Consider the following 15,882-nt stretch of genomic DNA (forward strand, 5'->3'; position numbering starts at 1 on the left):
CCGGGCACCGTCCCCGTCACAGTGCGCCCTCCGCGCGCAGCGCCGTCAGCTCGGCCGGGGTGAGCCCCAGCTCGGTCAGGACCTCGTCGGTGTCCGCGCCGTGCGGGCGGCCCGCCCAGCGGATCGCGCCGGGGGTGTGGGAGAGCCGGAAGAGGACGTTCTGCATGCGCAGCGGGCCCAGCTCCGGATCGTCGACCGTGGTGATGGTGTTCAGGGCCTGGTACTGCGGGTCGGTCATCACGTCCCGTACGTCCTGGACGGGGGCCACCGCGGCCTCGGCCTTCTCGAAGGCCGCGAGCACGTCGGTGCGGGTGCGGCGGGCGATCCATCCGCCCACGGCCTCGTCCAGCGTGTCCGCGTGCCGGGCCCGGCCGGCGCCGGTGGCGAACCACGGTTCGCCGATCAGTTCGGGCCGTCCCACCAGCCGCATCACCCGCTCGGCGACCGACTGGGCCGAGGTGGAGACGGCGACCCAGGTGCCGTCGGCGGTGAGGTAGGTGCCGCGCGGGGCGTTGTTCTGGGAGCGGTTCCCGGTGCGGGGCTGGACATGGCCCAGCTGGTCGTACCAGGTCGGCTGCGGGCCGAGCGCGGTGAGGATCGGTTCGATGAGGGCCATGTCGACGACCTGGCCCTCGCCGGTGCGCTCGCGCCCGGCGAGCGCGGTCAGAACCGCGTACGCCGTGGTCAGGCCCGCGATGGAGTCGGCCAGTCCGAACGGCGGCAGCGTCGGGGGCGCGTCCGGTTCACCGGTGATGGCGGCGAAGCCGCTCATCGCCTCGGCGAGGGTGCCGAAGCCGGGGCGATGGGCGTACGGGCCGAACTGGCCGAATCCGGTGACCCGGGCCAGGACCAGCCGGGGGTTGGCGGCGGACAGTTCGGGCCAGCCCAGGTCCCACTTCTCCAGGGTGCCCGGCCGGAAGTTCTCGATGATCACGTCGGCGGTCCCGGCGAGGCGCAGCAGGGTCGCCCGGCCGCCGGCCGTGGACAGATCGAGGGTGATGGTCCGTTTGTTGCGGCCGAGCAGCTTCCACCACAGCCCCACGCCGTTCTTCGACGGTCCGTGGCCGCGGGAGGGGTCCGGTTTCCTCGGGTGCTCGACCTTGACGACCTCGGCGCCGAAGTCGCCGAGCAGGGTCGCGGCGAGGGGCCCGGCGAAGAGGGTGGCGAGGTCCAGGACGCGCAGGCCGGTCAGCGGAGGGCCGGCGGTGGGGGCGGGGGCGGTGGGCCGGGTCATGGGCGGGAGGCCTCCAGGTGGGTCAGACGGGCCAGGGTGTCGAAGCCGATGCCGTCGAAGGTGCCGACGGAGGTGGCCAGCCGGTTCTTCAGCGGGGCCGTCCAGCGTTCGGGGAGCGCGGCGGGGGAGCCGGCGAGGAGGGCGGCGATGCCGCCGACGGTCGCGCCGGCCGAGTCCGTGTCGAGTCCCCCCGAGACGGTGCGGCAGATCGCGCCGGTGAAGTCGCCGTCCGCGTGGGTGAGGGCGGCGGCGATCAGCGCGGTGTTGGGCACGGCGTGCACCCAGTGGACGTCCGCGTGCCGGGCGTGGATCGCGTCGACGACGTCCGCGAAGTCGTCGTGCTCGTGCGCCAGTCGCACGGCGTGGCGCACGGCGCGGGCGAGCCGGGAGCGGGGCGGTACGACGGCGAGACCGGCCCGCAGACAGGCATGGACGTCCTGGCCGCTGCCGCTGCCGGTGGCGCCCGGTTCCGCGGCGGCGGTGGCGATGGCGGCCGCGGCGAACATCGCGGCGTAGACGCCGTTGGCGGTGTGGGTGAGGATCGCGTCGCGATGGGCCTGTTCCGCCGCGCCCGCCGGGTCCCCCGGGTTGGTCCAGCCGTGCACGTCGGCGCGGATCAGGGCGCCGATCCACTCGCGGAACGGATTGCGGTGCCGGGCGGTGCGCGGGGGCTCCAGGCCGCTCAGGAGGTTGCGGTAGGCGATGCGTTCGGCGGTGAAGGCGCGGCCCGCCGGGAGTTCGTCCAGCCAGAGCCGGGCCACGTCCGCGGTGGTGAAGTTCCTGCCGTACCGCTGGAGCAGCAGCAGGTTGAGGAGCGGGTAGTCGAGGTCGTCGTCCTCGGGCATGCCGTCGATGTTCTCGGCGAGGGACGTGGCCGCGGAACGACGGTTCCAGGGGTACCGGGCGGCCAGTTCCCCGGGGACTCCGCGGGCGGTGAAGTAGCCGTTCAGGGGCCAGTTCCCGGTGGCCCGGGCGAGCAGGCGGATGCCGTCGAGGGGGAGCTTCTCCACGGGCTTGCCGAGCAGGCAGCCGACGGCCCGGCCGAGCCAGGCGGCTTCGAGGCGGCCGGTACGGCGGTGGTCCGCGTCGGTGTGGTCGGCGTCGGCGTGGCCGGGGGCCGGTGGACGGGTGCCGGCGGGGGAGGGCCAGTCGGGGCACAGGGACTTGATCGCGGCGAGGTCCGTCGGCTCGTCGTCCGCCAGGCCGCTGGGCAGGTCGGCCAGTTCGTCCAGGAGGTCCCCGGCCAGCAGCCTGAGGTAGCGGGAGGCCGGGCGCGGGGAGGCGCCGGCGCGGAGCGGGGCCTCGGGGCCGCCCGCCGCGCGCCAGCGGGCCGCGACGGCCGAGGGCGCCCTGCCGTCCTGGGCCGCCTGGCGCAGCTCGTGGCCGATCAGGTCCTCCGGCTGGACCCAGGTCAGTCGGAGCACGCCGGGCCTCCCAACTCGGCGAACGCCTGTTCGTGCGCCCGGCGTCGGGACACGTCGCGTGCGAAGACCTCGCAGGTCACCGCGGTCAGCGCGGCCGCGGGTGCCCAGAGGTCGAGACGGCTGGCGTCCGCCACGGTCTTCGCCCAGTCCTCGGGGACCGGTGAGCCGAGGGCGCCGGTCACCGCCCCGGCCATCGTGGCGATGGAGTCGCAGTCCCGGCCGTAGTTGACCGCGCCCAGCACCGCCTGCCGGAAGTCGCCGCGGGCCACCACCACCATGCCCAGCGCGACGGGGAGTTCCTCGACGGCGTGCAGCCGGGACGGCCGGCGGGCGCCCAGCGAGGGGGAGCGGTAGTCGGGGCCCACGGTGTCGTACGGGGCCACCGCCTCCCGCAACGGGCGCAGCGCGGACTCGAAGTCCGGGTGCCGGGACGCCTCTTCGCAGACCCGTTCGATCGCCTCGCGGGTGCCGTCCTTCGCCAGCGACAGACACGCGTCGACGACCGAGTCCGCACTCGCCCCCGGCGCGCACGCCGCCGCCACGGCCGCGGCGAGCACCCCCGCCGCCTCCCGGCCGTACGACCACTGGTGGGCCCCCGCGACGTCCAGCGCCTCGGCGTACGCGCCCGCCGGGTTGGCCGCGTTGACCAGGCCGACGGGGGCCATGTACATCGCGGCACCGCAGTTGACGATGTTGCCGGAGCCCGCCTCGCGCGGGTCGACGTGGCCGTAGTGGATCCGGGTCACCAGCCACTTCTCCGCGAGGAAGATCCGCTGGAGCGGGAGCGCCTCCGCCTCCAGTTCCGGGATCCAGCGCGGGGTGCCCATCAGGTCCGGCACCAGGTGGTCGGCGACGGCATGGGCGTCCAGATGGTCCCGGACCCGCGCGTACACCCGGACCAGGGCGTGCGTCATGAGGGTGTCGTCGGTGACGTGTCCGTCGCCCTTGTGGTACGGGGCGATGGGCCGGGCGGTGCGCCAGGCGTCGCCGTTCCAGGGGCCGACGACACCGTGGACGCGGCCACCGTGGCGTTCGGTGATCTGCTCGGGGGAGTATCCCTCGACGGGGCCGCCGAGCGCGTCGCCGACGGCGGCTCCCACCAGCGCGCCGGTGATCCGCTCGTCCAGGGGCGCGCTGTGGCCCCGCTTCTCGTCCTCTGTGGGCGTCATGTCCGAATCATCCCTCTGGTGGGGGTGGTTGCGCGGCTTCCAGGAGTCCGGCGAGTTCCACCAGGTCGGTGCCGGTGAGCCGGGGGAGCGCGCAGCCGGAGAGGGTGCGGCAGCTCTCCCGCCACGAGGCGGGGATCGCCGCGCCGCCGCCCAGCGCGCCGGTCAGGGCGCCGACGAGGGCGGGGGCGGAGTCCGCGACCCGGGACAGGCAGGCCGCGGCGGGGACCGCCTCCGCGATCCGGCCGCGGGCGGCGGTGGCGAGGGCGAGAGCGACGGGGACGGTTTCGGCGGCGGCGACACCGTAGCTGTAGACGTGGTCGACGATCTGGTGCTCCAGGAGCGGTACGAGGGCGAAGGCGCCGTCGGTGTCCGCGGCGAGCCGCAGGGCGTGCCGGGCGTTGCGGCCGATCTCCGTCTCCTCGGGCAGCTCGGCGACCGCGGCGGCCACACACGCCGCCACGTCCGCTCCGGCCAGCGCGAGGGCGACGGCGGCGGCCATCGCGCGGGCGCCGTGCACCCCGTCGCCGTCCTGGGTGTAGCGGGCGTCGAACTCGGCGAGTGCCGCGGCGCGTGCGGGGTCGCCGGCGTGGGCGACGGCCAGGACGCAGGCCCGTACGCAGGCCGCGTCGTCGAAGTAGTGCGGGTTGTCGTGGCCGGTGGCGGGCGGCCGCAGACCGGTGGCGAGGTTGCCGAGCCCGGCCCGTACGGAGATACGGGCGCGCAGGGGCAGCACGGCCGACTCGATCTCGGGGGCGCGGGCGGCCGCCGCGGCGACCTCACCGGCCGCGACGTTCCAGGTCAGGTCGATGGCGGCCCGGGTACGGCGTTCCCGGCTCAGATCCCCCAGGGCGCTGTCGTGGCCGGCCAGCAGGACCGCCTCGGCCGCGAACGCCGCCCACTCGGCGTCGTCGGAGGGGCCGAGCCGCAGGGGCTCCGGGGGCTGGTTGAGGGCGATCGGTACGGGGAGGGTGGTGGTCGCGTTCTGCTCGGCGAAGGCGTCCAGCTCCCGGGTGAGCCGCCGGGTCCACTCGGGCATCCGGGCGGCCCGGTGCCGTGCGGCGGGCCAGCCGGCGGCGTCACCGGCGGCGAGGCCGAGCAGCAGGCCCTCGGTGCGCGCCCGCGGCGGCGGGGCGGGGGGCACGGCCCCGGTCCCGCCTTCGGTCCGGTGCTCCCCGCCCGCTTCGCGCGTGCGGGTCCCGTGGCCGGAGGCGGGCGGCTCCTGGGAGGCTCCCTTCCCCTCGACGGCCGAGGACGGCGCTGTGGCTGCGGCTGCGGGTGGGGCCGGGGTGGTGACGGTGGACGGGGCCGGAGCCGGGGCGGGGGGCGGGGTCATGTCGGGGCCTCCGTGTCGTTGTCCGCTGCCAGGACGAAAGTGCCTGGTGTGAGCAGGTCCGCGATGTCCAGGACGTGGTGGCCGGCCATCGCGGGGAGGCAGCTGCCGCGGGCCGGGCCGATGGCTGCGGCCCAGGCCTCCGGGATCGCGTGGACACCCCGGGTCGCCCCCGCGAGGGCGCCCGCCACGGCCGCCGTGGTGTCGGCGTCGCGGCCCATGTTGACGGCCGTCAGCACCGCTTGTTCGAAGTCGCCGTCCGCCGCCGCGTACGCGCCGAAGGCGAGGGCGACGGCTTCGGGGGCCAGGTCGGTCCAGGGGTAGCCGCCGACCACGACGGCGGAGCGGACCGCGCGTTCGCCCAGGTGGGCGGCGGTGACGGCGCGGCGCAGGGAACGGGCGGTCCAGGAGTCCTCCGGCACCAGGGCCAGTGCGGCGGCGACGACCGTGACCACCGGTGCTCCCGCCATCGCCGCCGCCACGCCCGCCGCGACCGCCTGGCCGCCGTAGATGCCCTCGCCGTCGTGGCTGACCGAGCCGTCGACGGCCGCCAGCCGGGCCGCCTCGGCGGGACGGCCGGCCGCGAAGACGCCGTGCGGTGCCGCCCGCATCGCCAGCCCGTCGCTCCAGGGGTGGCGGTGCTGGGCGGAGAGGGGGGCGGCCAGTCCCCGGCGGAGGTTCTCCAGGGTGCCGCGTTCGCTGAAGCCCGCGCCGCGGAAGGGCCCCTCACAGCGGTCCGCGATCCACTCGTGCCAGGCCGCCCCCACCTGCTCCGGGGTGAGCGCGGAGCCGTGCCGGGCCAGCAGCAGGCCGGTGAGGATCGCGTACTCGGTGTCGTCCGTGCCCGCGGGGTGTTCCGCGACGTACCCGGTGATACGGCCCCACCGGGCGCGGATCTCGGAGGGCCGCATGTTCTCGGCCGGGGCGCCCAGCGCGTCGCCGACGGCCAGGCCGAGCAGCGCGCCGCGGGCCCGTTCGCGGCGCCCGGCGGAGTCCTCGGGCGCCGGGGCGGAGGGGATGCAGGCGATCGCTGCCATACGCGGCTCTCCTCTCAGGGGCGCCCCGAGAGGTGCGAAGCCCTTTGCGGAACTGTCCCCGGTGAGGTGTCCGGCGCAGCCTCACAGGCCTCAGCGTCACCCGGTCGGCATCTGCGCGGCCCTCCGCACGGAGCTGCGGAATCCGCGAAACCGCAGGTTAGCCCAGCCTTTCCTTGCTGGTGGAGGGGAATCAAGGAGGGTATCTTGGGCATTGTAAAAAAGTAGAACGTGTCTAAAACTGCGTCTGTTCACAGACGCGTGTGAACTCCCTGGGGGACCGCATGGCGATCATCGATACCGAGGCGACGCTGCACGAGGCGCACCGCGACAACCACACCCACCGTGACGTGAACGGCGGCTGGCTGCGCCCCGCCGTGTTCGGCGCGATGGACGGGCTGGTCTCCAACCTCGCGTTGATCACCGGCGTCGCCGGCGGCTCGGTCGGTCAGCAGACCATCGTCATCACCGGCCTCGCGGGCCTGGCGGCCGGCGCCTTCTCCATGGCCGCCGGCGAGTACACCTCCGTCGCCTCCCAGCGCGACCTCGTCGAGGCCGAACTGGAGGTCGAGCGGCGCGAACTGCGCAAGCACCCCCAGGACGAGGAGGCCGAACTCGCCGGCCTCTACGAGTCCCGCGGTGTCGAGCCGGAACTCGCCCGTGAGGTGGCCCGGCAGCTGTCGAAGGACCCCGAGCAGGCGCTGGAGATCCACGCCCGCGAGGAACTGGGGATCGACCCCGGCGGCCTGCCCTCGCCCACCGTGGCCGCCGTCTCCAGCTTCGGCGCCTTCGCACTGGGCGCGCTGCTGCCCGTACTGCCCTATCTGCTCGGCGCGGGCAGCCTGTGGCCGGCCGTGCTGGTGGCCCTGCTGGGACTCTTCCTGTGCGGCGCGCTGGTGGCCAAGGTGACCGCGCGGACCTGGTGGTTCAGCGGGCTGCGGCAGCTCGCCCTCGGCGGCGCGGCGGCCGGCGTGACCTACGCCCTGGGCGCGCTGTTCGGCACCGCCATCGGCTGACCCGGCTCCACCCGGCCCGGACGGACGATCCGGTTCGGTTCGGACGGCCCGGTCGGACCACGCGGCTCGCGTGGTCCGACCGGGCCGTCCGGCGATCCGGCCCCGCTTTCGCGCGACGGACCGCACAAGTAGCCGTTACTCGTTGGTTTCGACCGTGTGACGACGGGGCATGAGCGGAAAGCGCTACGGGTAACGAAGCCCGTGACACACGTGCGAGGAGGGGCGGAACCGCCCTCTTCCCGCCTTCGGACCGGCGGACACCGATCTGCCCGCCCCGGTCCCCACAGCCTCCGCCGTCAGGTACGGAACCCCGCCGTGACCTGCAAAGCATCCGCACAATGGAGCGAAATATCCCGCTTTCCGGGACCTCATCCATCGTGTAATCTGCACGAAATTTCGCAGCCACGCAGAGGGCCAACGTCGTCCCTCGGCACTCACCACATGCCACATGACGACGACGAGGAGAGCCGATGCGTATGCCGCGTCAGCCGTGCCAGCATTCCGCGCAAGGCCAGAACCGGTCCTCCATGGACGCACGCCCCGCCCCCCAGGGCCTGTACGACCCCCGCGACGAACACGACGCCTGCGGCGTGGGCTTCGTCGCCGCCCTCACCGGCGAGGCCTCCCACACCCTGGTGGAACAGGCACTCACCGTCCTGCGCAACCTGGAGCACCGCGGCGCCACCGGCTCCGAGCCCGACTCCGGCGACGGCGCGGGCATCCTCTCCCAGGTCCCGGACGCCTTCTTCCGCGAGGTGGCCGGATTCGAACTGCCCGAGGCCGGCGCCTACGCCGTCGGCACCGCCTTCCTCCCCCTCGAGACGGCCGACGAGGCCGCCGCCCGCATCGAGGAGATCGCCCGCGACGAGGGCCTGACCGTCCTCGGCTGGCGCGACGTGCCCGTCGCACCCGAGCTGCTCGGCGCCACCGCCCGCTCCACGATGCCCGCCTTCCGCCAGATCTTCGTCACGGACCACACGTCGACCGGCATCGACCTCGACCGCACCGCCTTCGTACTGCGCAAGCGCGCCGAGCGCGAGGCCGACGTCTACTTCCCGTCGCTGTCCGCGCGGACCATCGTCTACAAGGGCATGCTCACCACCGGCCAGCTGGAGCCCTTCTTCCCGGACCTGTCGGACCGCCGCTTCGGCTCCGCGATCGCGCTCGTGCACTCCCGGTTCTCCACGAACACCTTCCCGTCGTGGCCGCTCGCGCACCCCTACCGCTTCGTCGCCCACAACGGCGAGATCAACACCGTCAAGGGCAACCGCAACTGGATGCGCGCCCGCGAGTCCCAGCTGGTCTCCGGTCTGTTCGGTCCCGAGAAGGACCTCGAGCGCATCTTCCCGGTGTGCACCCCCGACGCCTCCGACTCCGCCTCCTTCGACGAGGTCCTCGAACTGCTGCACCTCGGCGGGCGCTCGCTGCCGCACTCCGTGCTGATGATGATCCCGGAGGCGTGGGAGAACCACGCGTCGATGAACTCCAAGGACGCGGCCCGACGCGCCTTCTACCAGTACCACTCCACGATGATGGAGCCCTGGGACGGCCCCGCCTGCGTCACCTTCACCGACGGCACCCAGGTCGGCGCCGTACTCGACCGCAACGGCCTGCGCCCCGGCCGCTACTGGGTCACCGACGACGGCCTGGTCGTCCTCGGCTCCGAGGTCGGCGTCCTCGACATCGACCCGGCGAAGGTCGTCCGCAAGGGCCGCCTGCAGCCCGGCCGCATGTTCCTGGTGGACACCGCCGAGCACCGCGTCATCGAGGACGACGAGATCAAGGCCGCCCTCGCCGCAGAGCACCCCTACGCCCAGTGGCTGGAAGCCGGCGAGATCGAACTGTCCGACCTGCCCGAGCGCGAGCACATCGTGCACACCCACGCCTCGGTCACCCGACGCCAGCAGACCTTCGGCTACACCGAGGAGGAACTGCGCGTCCTGCTCGCCCCGATGGCCAGGACCGGCGCCGAACCGATCGGCTCCATGGGCACCGACTCCCCGATCGCCGCGCTCTCCGAGCGCCCCCGGCTGCTCTTCGACTACTTCACCCAGCTGTTCGCGCAGGTCACCAACCCGCCGCTGGACGCGATCCGCGAAGAACTGGTCACCTCCCTGCGCAGCTCCCTGGGCCCCCAGGGCAACCTGCTCGAGCCGACGGCCGCGTCCTGCCGCTCCGTGGTCCTGCCCTTCCCGGTCATCGACAACGACGAGCTGGCCAAGCTCATCCACGTCAACGCCGACGGCGACCTGCCCGGCTTCAAGGCCGCCACCCTCTCCGGCCTCTACCGGGTCTCCGGCGGCGGCGACACCCTCGCCGCCCGCATCGAGGAGATCTGCGCCGAGGCCGACGCCGCCATCGGCAACGGCGCCCGCCTGATCGTCCTGTCCGACCGGCACTCCGACGCCGAGCACGCGCCCATCCCGTCGCTGCTGCTCACCGCGGCCGTCCACCACCACCTCATCCGCACCAGACAGCGCACCCGGGTGGGCCTCCTCGTCGAGGCCGGCGACGTCCGCGAGGTCCACCACGTGGCCCTCCTCATCGGCTTCGGCGCCGCCGCCGTCAACCCCTACCTGGCGATGGAGTCCGTCGAGGACCTCGTCCGCGCCGGCACCTTCCTGCAAGCCGTCGACGGCGAGCCCGAGAAGGCCATCCGCAACCTCATCCACGCCCTCGGCAAGGGCGTCCTGAAGGTCATGTCCAAGATGGGCATCTCCACCGTCGCCTCCTACCGCGGCGCCCAGGTCTTCGAAGCCGTCGGCCTCGACGAGCAGTTCGTCGAGAAGTACTTCCACGGCACCGCCACCAAGATCGGCGGTATCGGCATCGACGTCGTCGCCCAGGAGGTCGCCGCCCGCCACGCCAAGGCGTACCCCGCCTCCGGCATCGCCCCCGCCCACCGCGCCCTCGACATCGGCGGCGAGTACCAGTGGCGACGCGAGGGCGAACCGCACCTGTTCGACCCGGAGACCGTCTTCCGCCTCCAGCACTCCACCCGCTCCGGCCGCTACGACGTCTTCAAGCAGTACACCCACCGCGTCAACGAGCAGTCCGAACGCCTGATGACACTGCGCGGCCTGTTCGGCCTCACCTCCGGCCGAAAGCCGATCCCCCTCGACGAGGTCGAGCCGGCCTCCGAGATCGTCAAGAGGTTCTCCACCGGCGCCATGTCGTACGGCTCCATCTCCCAGGAGGCGCACGAGACCCTCGCCATCGCCATGAACCAGCTCGGCGGCAAGTCCAACACCGGAGAGGGCGGCGAGGACCCCGAGCGCCTGTACGACCCGGCCCGCCGCTCCGCCATCAAGCAGGTCGCCTCCGGCCGCTTCGGCGTGACCTCCGAATACCTGGTCAACGCCGACGACATCCAGATCAAGATGGCCCAGGGCGCCAAGCCCGGCGAAGGCGGCCAGCTGCCCGGCCACAAGGTCTACCCGTGGATCGCGAAGACCCGGCACTCGACACCCGGCGTGGGCCTCATCTCCCCGCCGCCGCACCACGACATCTACTCCATCGAGGACCTCGCCCAGCTCATCCACGACCTGAAGAACGCCAACCCCCGGGCGCGCATCCACGTCAAACTGGTCTCCGAGGTCGGCGTCGGCACCGTCGCCGCGGGCGTCTCCAAGGCCCACGCCGACGTCGTGCTCATCTCCGGTCACGACGGCGGCACCGGCGCCTCCCCGCTGACCTCCCTCAAGCACGCCGGCGGCCCCTGGGAACTCGGCCTCGCCGAAACCCAGCAGACACTCCTGCTCAACGGCCTGCGCGACCGGATCGTCGTCCAGACCGACGGCCAGCTCAAGACCGGCCGCGACGTCGTCGTCGCCGCCCTCCTCGGCGCCGAGGAGTTCGGCTTCGCCACCGCACCCCTGGTCGTCTCCGGCTGCGTCATGATGCGCGTCTGCCACCTGGACACCTGCCCCGTCGGCATCGCCACCCAGAACCCGGTCCTGCGCGACCGCTTCACCGGCCAGGCCGAGCACGTCGTGAACTTCTTCCGGTTCATCGCCGAAGAGGTCCGCGAACTCCTCGCCGAACTCGGCTTCCGCTCCCTCGAGGAAGCCGTCGGCCACGCCGAGGTCCTCGACGTGACCCGCGCCGTCGACCACTGGAAGGCGCAGGGCCTGGAACTGACCCCGCTGCTCCACGTCCCGGACCTGCCCGACGGCGCCGTCCGCCACCAGGCCGTCCCCCAGGACCACGGACTGGCGAAGGCCCTCGACAACGAGCTGATCAAGCTCGCCGCCGACGCGCTCGCCGCCGACGGCGCCCCCGACGCCCAGCCGGTCCGCGCCCAGGTCGCCATCCGCAACATCAACCGCACCGTCGGCACCATGCTCGGCCACGAGGTGACGAAGAAGTTCGGCGGCGCCGGCCTGCCCGACGACACCATCGACATCACCTTCACCGGCTCCGCCGGCCAGTCCTTCGGCGCCTTCGTCCCCCGCGGCATCACCCTGCGCCTGGAGGGCGACGCCAACGACTACGTCGGCAAGGGCCTCTCCGGCGGCCGCCTCGTCATCCGCCCCGACCGCGGCGCCGACCACCTCGCCGAGTACAGCGTCATCGCCGGCAACACCCTCGCCTACGGCGCCACCGGCGGCGAGATGTTCCTGCGCGGCAAGGTCGGCGAACGGTTCTGCGTGCGCAACTCCGGCGCGCTGGTCGTCTCCGAGGGCGTGGGCGACCACGGCTGCGAGTACATGACCGGCGGTCACGCGGTCGTCCTCGGCGAGACCGGCCGCAACTTCGCGGCCGGCATGTCCGGCGGCGTCGCCTACGTCATCGACCTCGACCGGGACGACGTCAACGCCGGCAACCTGGACGCCGTCCACGAACCCGACGACACCGACCGCGCCTGGCTGCACGACGTGGTGCGCCGCCACCAGGAGGAGACGGGCTCCACCGTCGCCGCCCGGCTGCTCGCCGAGTGGGACACCGCGGCCGGGCGCTTCAGCAAGATCACCCCCCGTACGTACCAGGCAGTGCTCGCCGCCAAGGACGCCGCCGAGCGAGCCGGACTCTCCGAGTCCGACACCCACCGGAAGATGATGGAGGCGGCGACCCATGGCTGACCCGAAGGGCTTCCTGAACCACGGACGCGAGGTCGCCACCTCCCGCCCGGTCACCGAACGCGTCAAGGACTGGAACGAGGTCCACGTCCCCGGCTCCCTGCTGCCGATCATCAGCAAGCAGGCCGGCCGCTGCATGGACTGCGGCATCCCGTTCTGCCACAACGGCTGCCCGCTGGGCAACCTCATCCCCGAGTGGAACGACTACGCCTACCGCGGAGACTGGCAGGCGGCCTCCGAGCGCCTGCACGCCACCAACAACTTCCCGGAGTTCACCGGCCGCCTGTGCCCCGCCCCGTGCGAATCGGCGTGCGTCCTGGGCATCAACCAGCCGCCCGTCACCATCAAGAACGTCGAGGTCTCGATCATCGACAAGGCGTGGGAGGCCGGCGACGTCGCCCCGCGCATCCCCGAACGCCACTCCGGCCACACCGTAGCGGTCGTCGGCTCCGGCCCCGCCGGCCTGGCCGCCGCCCAGCAGCTGACCCGGGCCGGCCACACCGTCGCCGTCTACGAACGGGCCGACCGCATCGGCGGCCTCCTGCGCTACGGCATCCCCGAGTTCAAGATGGAGAAGCGGCACATCAACCGCCGTATCGAGCAGATGCGCGCGGAAGGCACCAAGTTCCGCACCGGCATCGAGATCGGCCGCGACCTGCCGGCCACCGCACTGCGCAAGCGGTACGACGCCGTCGTCCTCGCCGTCGGCGCGACCACCCCGCGCGACCTGCCCGTACCGGGCCGCGAACTGGGCGGCATCCACCAGGCCATGGAATACCTGCCGCTGGCCAACAAGGTGCAGGAAGGCGACTACGTCACCCCGCCGATCTCCGCCGAGGGCAAGCACGTCGTCGTCATCGGCGGCGGCGACACCGGCGCCGACTGCGTGGGCACCGCCCACCGCCAGGGCGCCGCCTCCGTCACCCAGCTGGAGATCATGCCCCGCCCGGGCGAGGAACGGAACCCGCTCTCCCAGCCGTGGCCGACCTTCCCCCTGCTCTACAAGGTCACCTCCGCCCACGAGGAGGGCGGCGAGCGGACCTACTCCGTCGCCACCACCCACTTCGAGGGCGACGCCGACGGCAACGTGCAGTGGCTGCACCTGACCGAGGTCGAGTTCGTCGACGGCAAGCTCACCCACAAGCCCGGCACCGAGCGGGCGATCCCCGCCCAGCTGGTCACCCTCGCCATGGGCTTCACCGGCACCGACCGGGACAACGGCCTCGTCGACCAGTTCGGCCTGGACCTCGACGAACGCGGTAACATCGCCCGCGACGCCGACTTCCGGACCAGCGTGCCGGGTGTCTTCGTCGCCGGCGACGCCGGCCGCGGCCAGTCGCTGATCGTGTGGGCGATCGCCGAGGGCCGCTCCGCCGCGCGCGGTTGCGACCGCCACCTCACCGGCGCGAGCGACCTGCCCGCACCGATCCGCCCCACCGACCGCTCACTGGCGGTGTGACGGTGTGCCCCGCCCACCACCCGGTGGCGGACCGCACCGCACAAGGGACCTGACGGGTCCCCCACAGAGGTCCCGTACAACGGCGTACGGAACACCAGGTGGCGTCTGCCCGCCGTCCCCGACCGGACGAAACCGGGCAGGCGCCGCCGCATCCCGCTCGGGGAATCCCGCTCAGGGAATACGGAAGGTGCTCCCGTTGACCTGCCACGTCAGCGGCGTCGCCAGCTCCAGGTTCCCCTCCCGCAGGAACCGGCGCTGCACGGTGTCCACCCGGGACGTGTCGGCGCCCGGCTTGCGCGCGAGCATGGCCGCGCGGCGCACATCGAGGAACGCCTCCAGGAACGCCTCCTCACCACCGCCCTGCCCCGGCGTCCTCGCCTTGCGCACGGCCTGCTCCCGCAGGCCGTAGAAGCCCTCGGGGCCGGTGTCGGGACCACGCCGGACCATCGCGTCGTAGTACACGAACTGGCCGAGCGTGCCGAGACCGTCCAGCTTGGCCATGCGCACCGCCGGATCGAAGTAGACCCGGTCGCGCTCGGCCTCCTGGGCCGCGCGGAAAGCGGGCTTCTCCGACTCCGCCCGCCATGCCTGTGTGAAACCCGGGTCCAGACCCTCGTGCGAGTCCGTGCCGTCCACCTCACGCAGCGCGGGCAGGAACTCCGCCAGCCCGTTGTCCGGGTGGTCCTTCGTGTAGCCCTCCACGAGGGCGAGCAGGTCGTGGGTGCCGGTGGTGAAGCCGATGATCCCGGCCGTGTAGCCGACACCGTCCCCGGCGTCCTCGACGGCGCCGAAGGTCTCACGCCAGCGCAGCGTCGAGTTCTCGGCGCTCGCCACGAGCTGCTGGGCGAGCTCCTTCTTCGCCGGGTCGGCCAGGCCCGGCGGCCGGCTCGCCACCAGCGCGTCGTCCTCGGCCGACTCCGAACCGGCACGCTCCGCGGCCTGCTCACGCGCGTTCGGCGAGGCGGACACGGCCGGACCGCGGCCGGCGGCCGCACCGTCCGAGCCGCCGGGCATCACCATGTACACGGCCGTCGCCACCACCGGCACGGCCGCGATCAGCAGCGCAGGACGCCTCACCGGAACACACCTCCACCCGTCAGATCCGCCACCTTGACCGCCGCCAGGACGACGAACAGCGCCAACACCACCAGACACGCACCCACCTGCACCCACGCACGATGCCTGCCCCTGGGCGCATGGACGAAGACCGCCGCCACCGCACCGCCCGCCAGCAGCCCGCCCAGGTGCCCCTCCCACGACGTGAACACCGCGGAGACCACCAGCCACAGCAGCAGCCCCGCCATGAACCGGTTGACCGCGCTCATGTCGGCACCGATCCGACGCGCCACCACGTAGTACGCGGCCCCCAGCCCGAAGATCGCCCCGGACGCCCCGACCACCATGTCCAGCGGCGCGAGCAGCAGCACCAGCACCGAACCGCCCAGCGCCGACAGCAGATACAGGGCGAGATGGTGGACACGGCCCAGCATCGGCTCGACGGCCCGGCCCAGGTTCCACAGCACCACCATGTTCATCACGATGTGCAGGATGCCGAACGTCCCCCCGGTCGGCGGCAGATGCAGGAACGCGCCGGTCAGCAGCCGGTACCACTCCCCGCCCACCACACCCTCCGGACGGAAGACCCCGAAGTGCCCGCCCTCGACCCACACGTAGTGTTCGCCGTCCGGCCCGACCAGCCCCGCACCCAGCATCGCGAACCGGTCCACGACCCCCGGCAGCGCCACCTCCGCCAGATAGGCCAGCACATTGACGACGATCAGCGCGTACGTCACCACCGGCACCGCCGAGACGCGGCCACCCGCCACGGTGCGGGCCTGCCGCATCGACCGCACACCCTCCTTCACGCACTCGGGACACTGGTGGCCCACGGCCGCCTCCCGCATGCAGTCCGGACAGATGTACCGCTCACAGCGCACACAGCTGACGTGGCACTCCACCTTGGGATGGCGGTAACAGGTGGTGACGGTGGACTCGGAATCCACGAGCCGGCTCCTTGCGGGGGACGGGACGGACGAGCCGGCGAGGACCGCGGCGCACAGAAAGTATCGAACACCGGTGCAGTCGGGCGGAAGCGGGGTCGAAGCACCCGGGCCGCGTACCACGACCCACCCCGGGGA

Annotated in this window: 10 protein-coding genes; 3 read left to right on the forward strand and 7 right to left on the reverse strand. The window is 73.1% G+C overall.

Annotated elements, in window-relative coordinates:
* Positions 1–16 precede the first annotated feature (16 nt).
* The 5 genes from ACTWJ9_RS25430 to ACTWJ9_RS25450 are packed head-to-tail and all read right to left on the reverse strand — an operon-like array spanning position 17 to position 6,194.
* The gene (locus ACTWJ9_RS25430; RefSeq protein WP_387041961.1) at positions 17–1,234 is read right to left on the reverse strand and encodes a CaiB/BaiF CoA transferase family protein; all 1,218 of its coding nucleotides are present in this window, start codon (positions 1,232–1,234) and stop codon (positions 17–19) included.
* Positions 1,231–2,658 (reverse strand): ADP-ribosylglycohydrolase family protein, encoded by a 1,428-nt coding sequence (locus ACTWJ9_RS25435; RefSeq protein ID WP_279336589.1) that lies wholly within the window; start codon positions 2,656–2,658, stop codon positions 1,231–1,233. The genes ACTWJ9_RS25430 and ACTWJ9_RS25435 overlap by 4 nt, the downstream gene beginning before the upstream one ends.
* Positions 2,646–3,827: an ADP-ribosylglycohydrolase family protein gene (locus ACTWJ9_RS25440; protein ID WP_279336590.1), complete on the reverse strand. Its 1,182-nt coding sequence runs from the start codon at positions 3,825–3,827 to the stop codon at positions 2,646–2,648. The genes ACTWJ9_RS25435 and ACTWJ9_RS25440 overlap by 13 nt, the downstream gene beginning before the upstream one ends.
* Positions 3,828–3,834: 7 nt before the next feature.
* Positions 3,835–5,160 carry an ADP-ribosylglycohydrolase family protein gene (locus ACTWJ9_RS25445; protein ID WP_388701771.1) on the reverse strand — a complete coding sequence of 442 codons (1,326 nt, stop codon included), beginning with the start codon at positions 5,158–5,160 and terminating at the stop codon, positions 3,835–3,837.
* A complete protein-coding gene (locus ACTWJ9_RS25450) occupies positions 5,157–6,194 on the reverse strand; it encodes an ADP-ribosylglycohydrolase family protein (RefSeq protein WP_279336592.1) in 1,038 nt (345 codons plus the stop codon). Before ACTWJ9_RS25450 ends, ACTWJ9_RS25445 begins: the two co-directional genes overlap by 4 nt.
* Positions 6,195–6,475: 281 nt before the next feature.
* On the opposite strand from ACTWJ9_RS25450, the gene ACTWJ9_RS25455 reads away from it, so the two are divergent.
* The 3 genes from ACTWJ9_RS25455 (at position 6,476) to ACTWJ9_RS25465 (ending at position 13,744) form a co-directional block, all read left to right on the forward strand.
* On the forward strand, positions 6,476–7,207 hold the full coding sequence (locus ACTWJ9_RS25455) for a VIT1/CCC1 transporter family protein (protein WP_279336593.1): 732 nt from the start codon (positions 6,476–6,478) through the stop codon (positions 7,205–7,207).
* Positions 7,208–7,734: 527 nt separating this feature from the next.
* A complete protein-coding gene (gene gltB, locus ACTWJ9_RS25460; protein ID WP_387039646.1) occupies positions 7,735–12,288 on the forward strand; it encodes a glutamate synthase large subunit in 4,554 nt (1,517 codons plus the stop codon).
* Positions 12,281–13,744 carry a glutamate synthase subunit beta gene (locus ACTWJ9_RS25465; RefSeq protein WP_279336595.1) on the forward strand — a complete coding sequence of 488 codons (1,464 nt, stop codon included), beginning with the start codon at positions 12,281–12,283 and terminating at the stop codon, positions 13,742–13,744. The genes gltB and ACTWJ9_RS25465 overlap by 8 nt, the downstream gene beginning before the upstream one ends.
* Before the next feature lie 171 nt (positions 13,745–13,915).
* On the opposite strand, the gene ACTWJ9_RS25470 is transcribed toward ACTWJ9_RS25465, so the two are convergent.
* On the reverse strand, positions 13,916–14,764 hold the full coding sequence (locus ACTWJ9_RS25470) for a chitosanase (protein ID WP_279338097.1): 849 nt from the start codon (positions 14,762–14,764) through the stop codon (positions 13,916–13,918).
* 53 nt (positions 14,765–14,817) lie between these two features.
* On the reverse strand, positions 14,818–15,747 hold the full coding sequence (locus ACTWJ9_RS25475; protein ID WP_279336596.1) for a rhomboid family intramembrane serine protease: 930 nt from the start codon (positions 15,745–15,747) through the stop codon (positions 14,818–14,820).
* Between the last annotated feature and the right edge of the window lie 135 nt (positions 15,748–15,882).

This window comes from Streptomyces sp. GDS52 (genome assembly GCF_052246875.1).
In the GTDB taxonomy this organism is placed as follows: domain Bacteria; phylum Actinomycetota; class Actinomycetes; order Streptomycetales; family Streptomycetaceae; genus Streptomyces; species Streptomyces cathayae.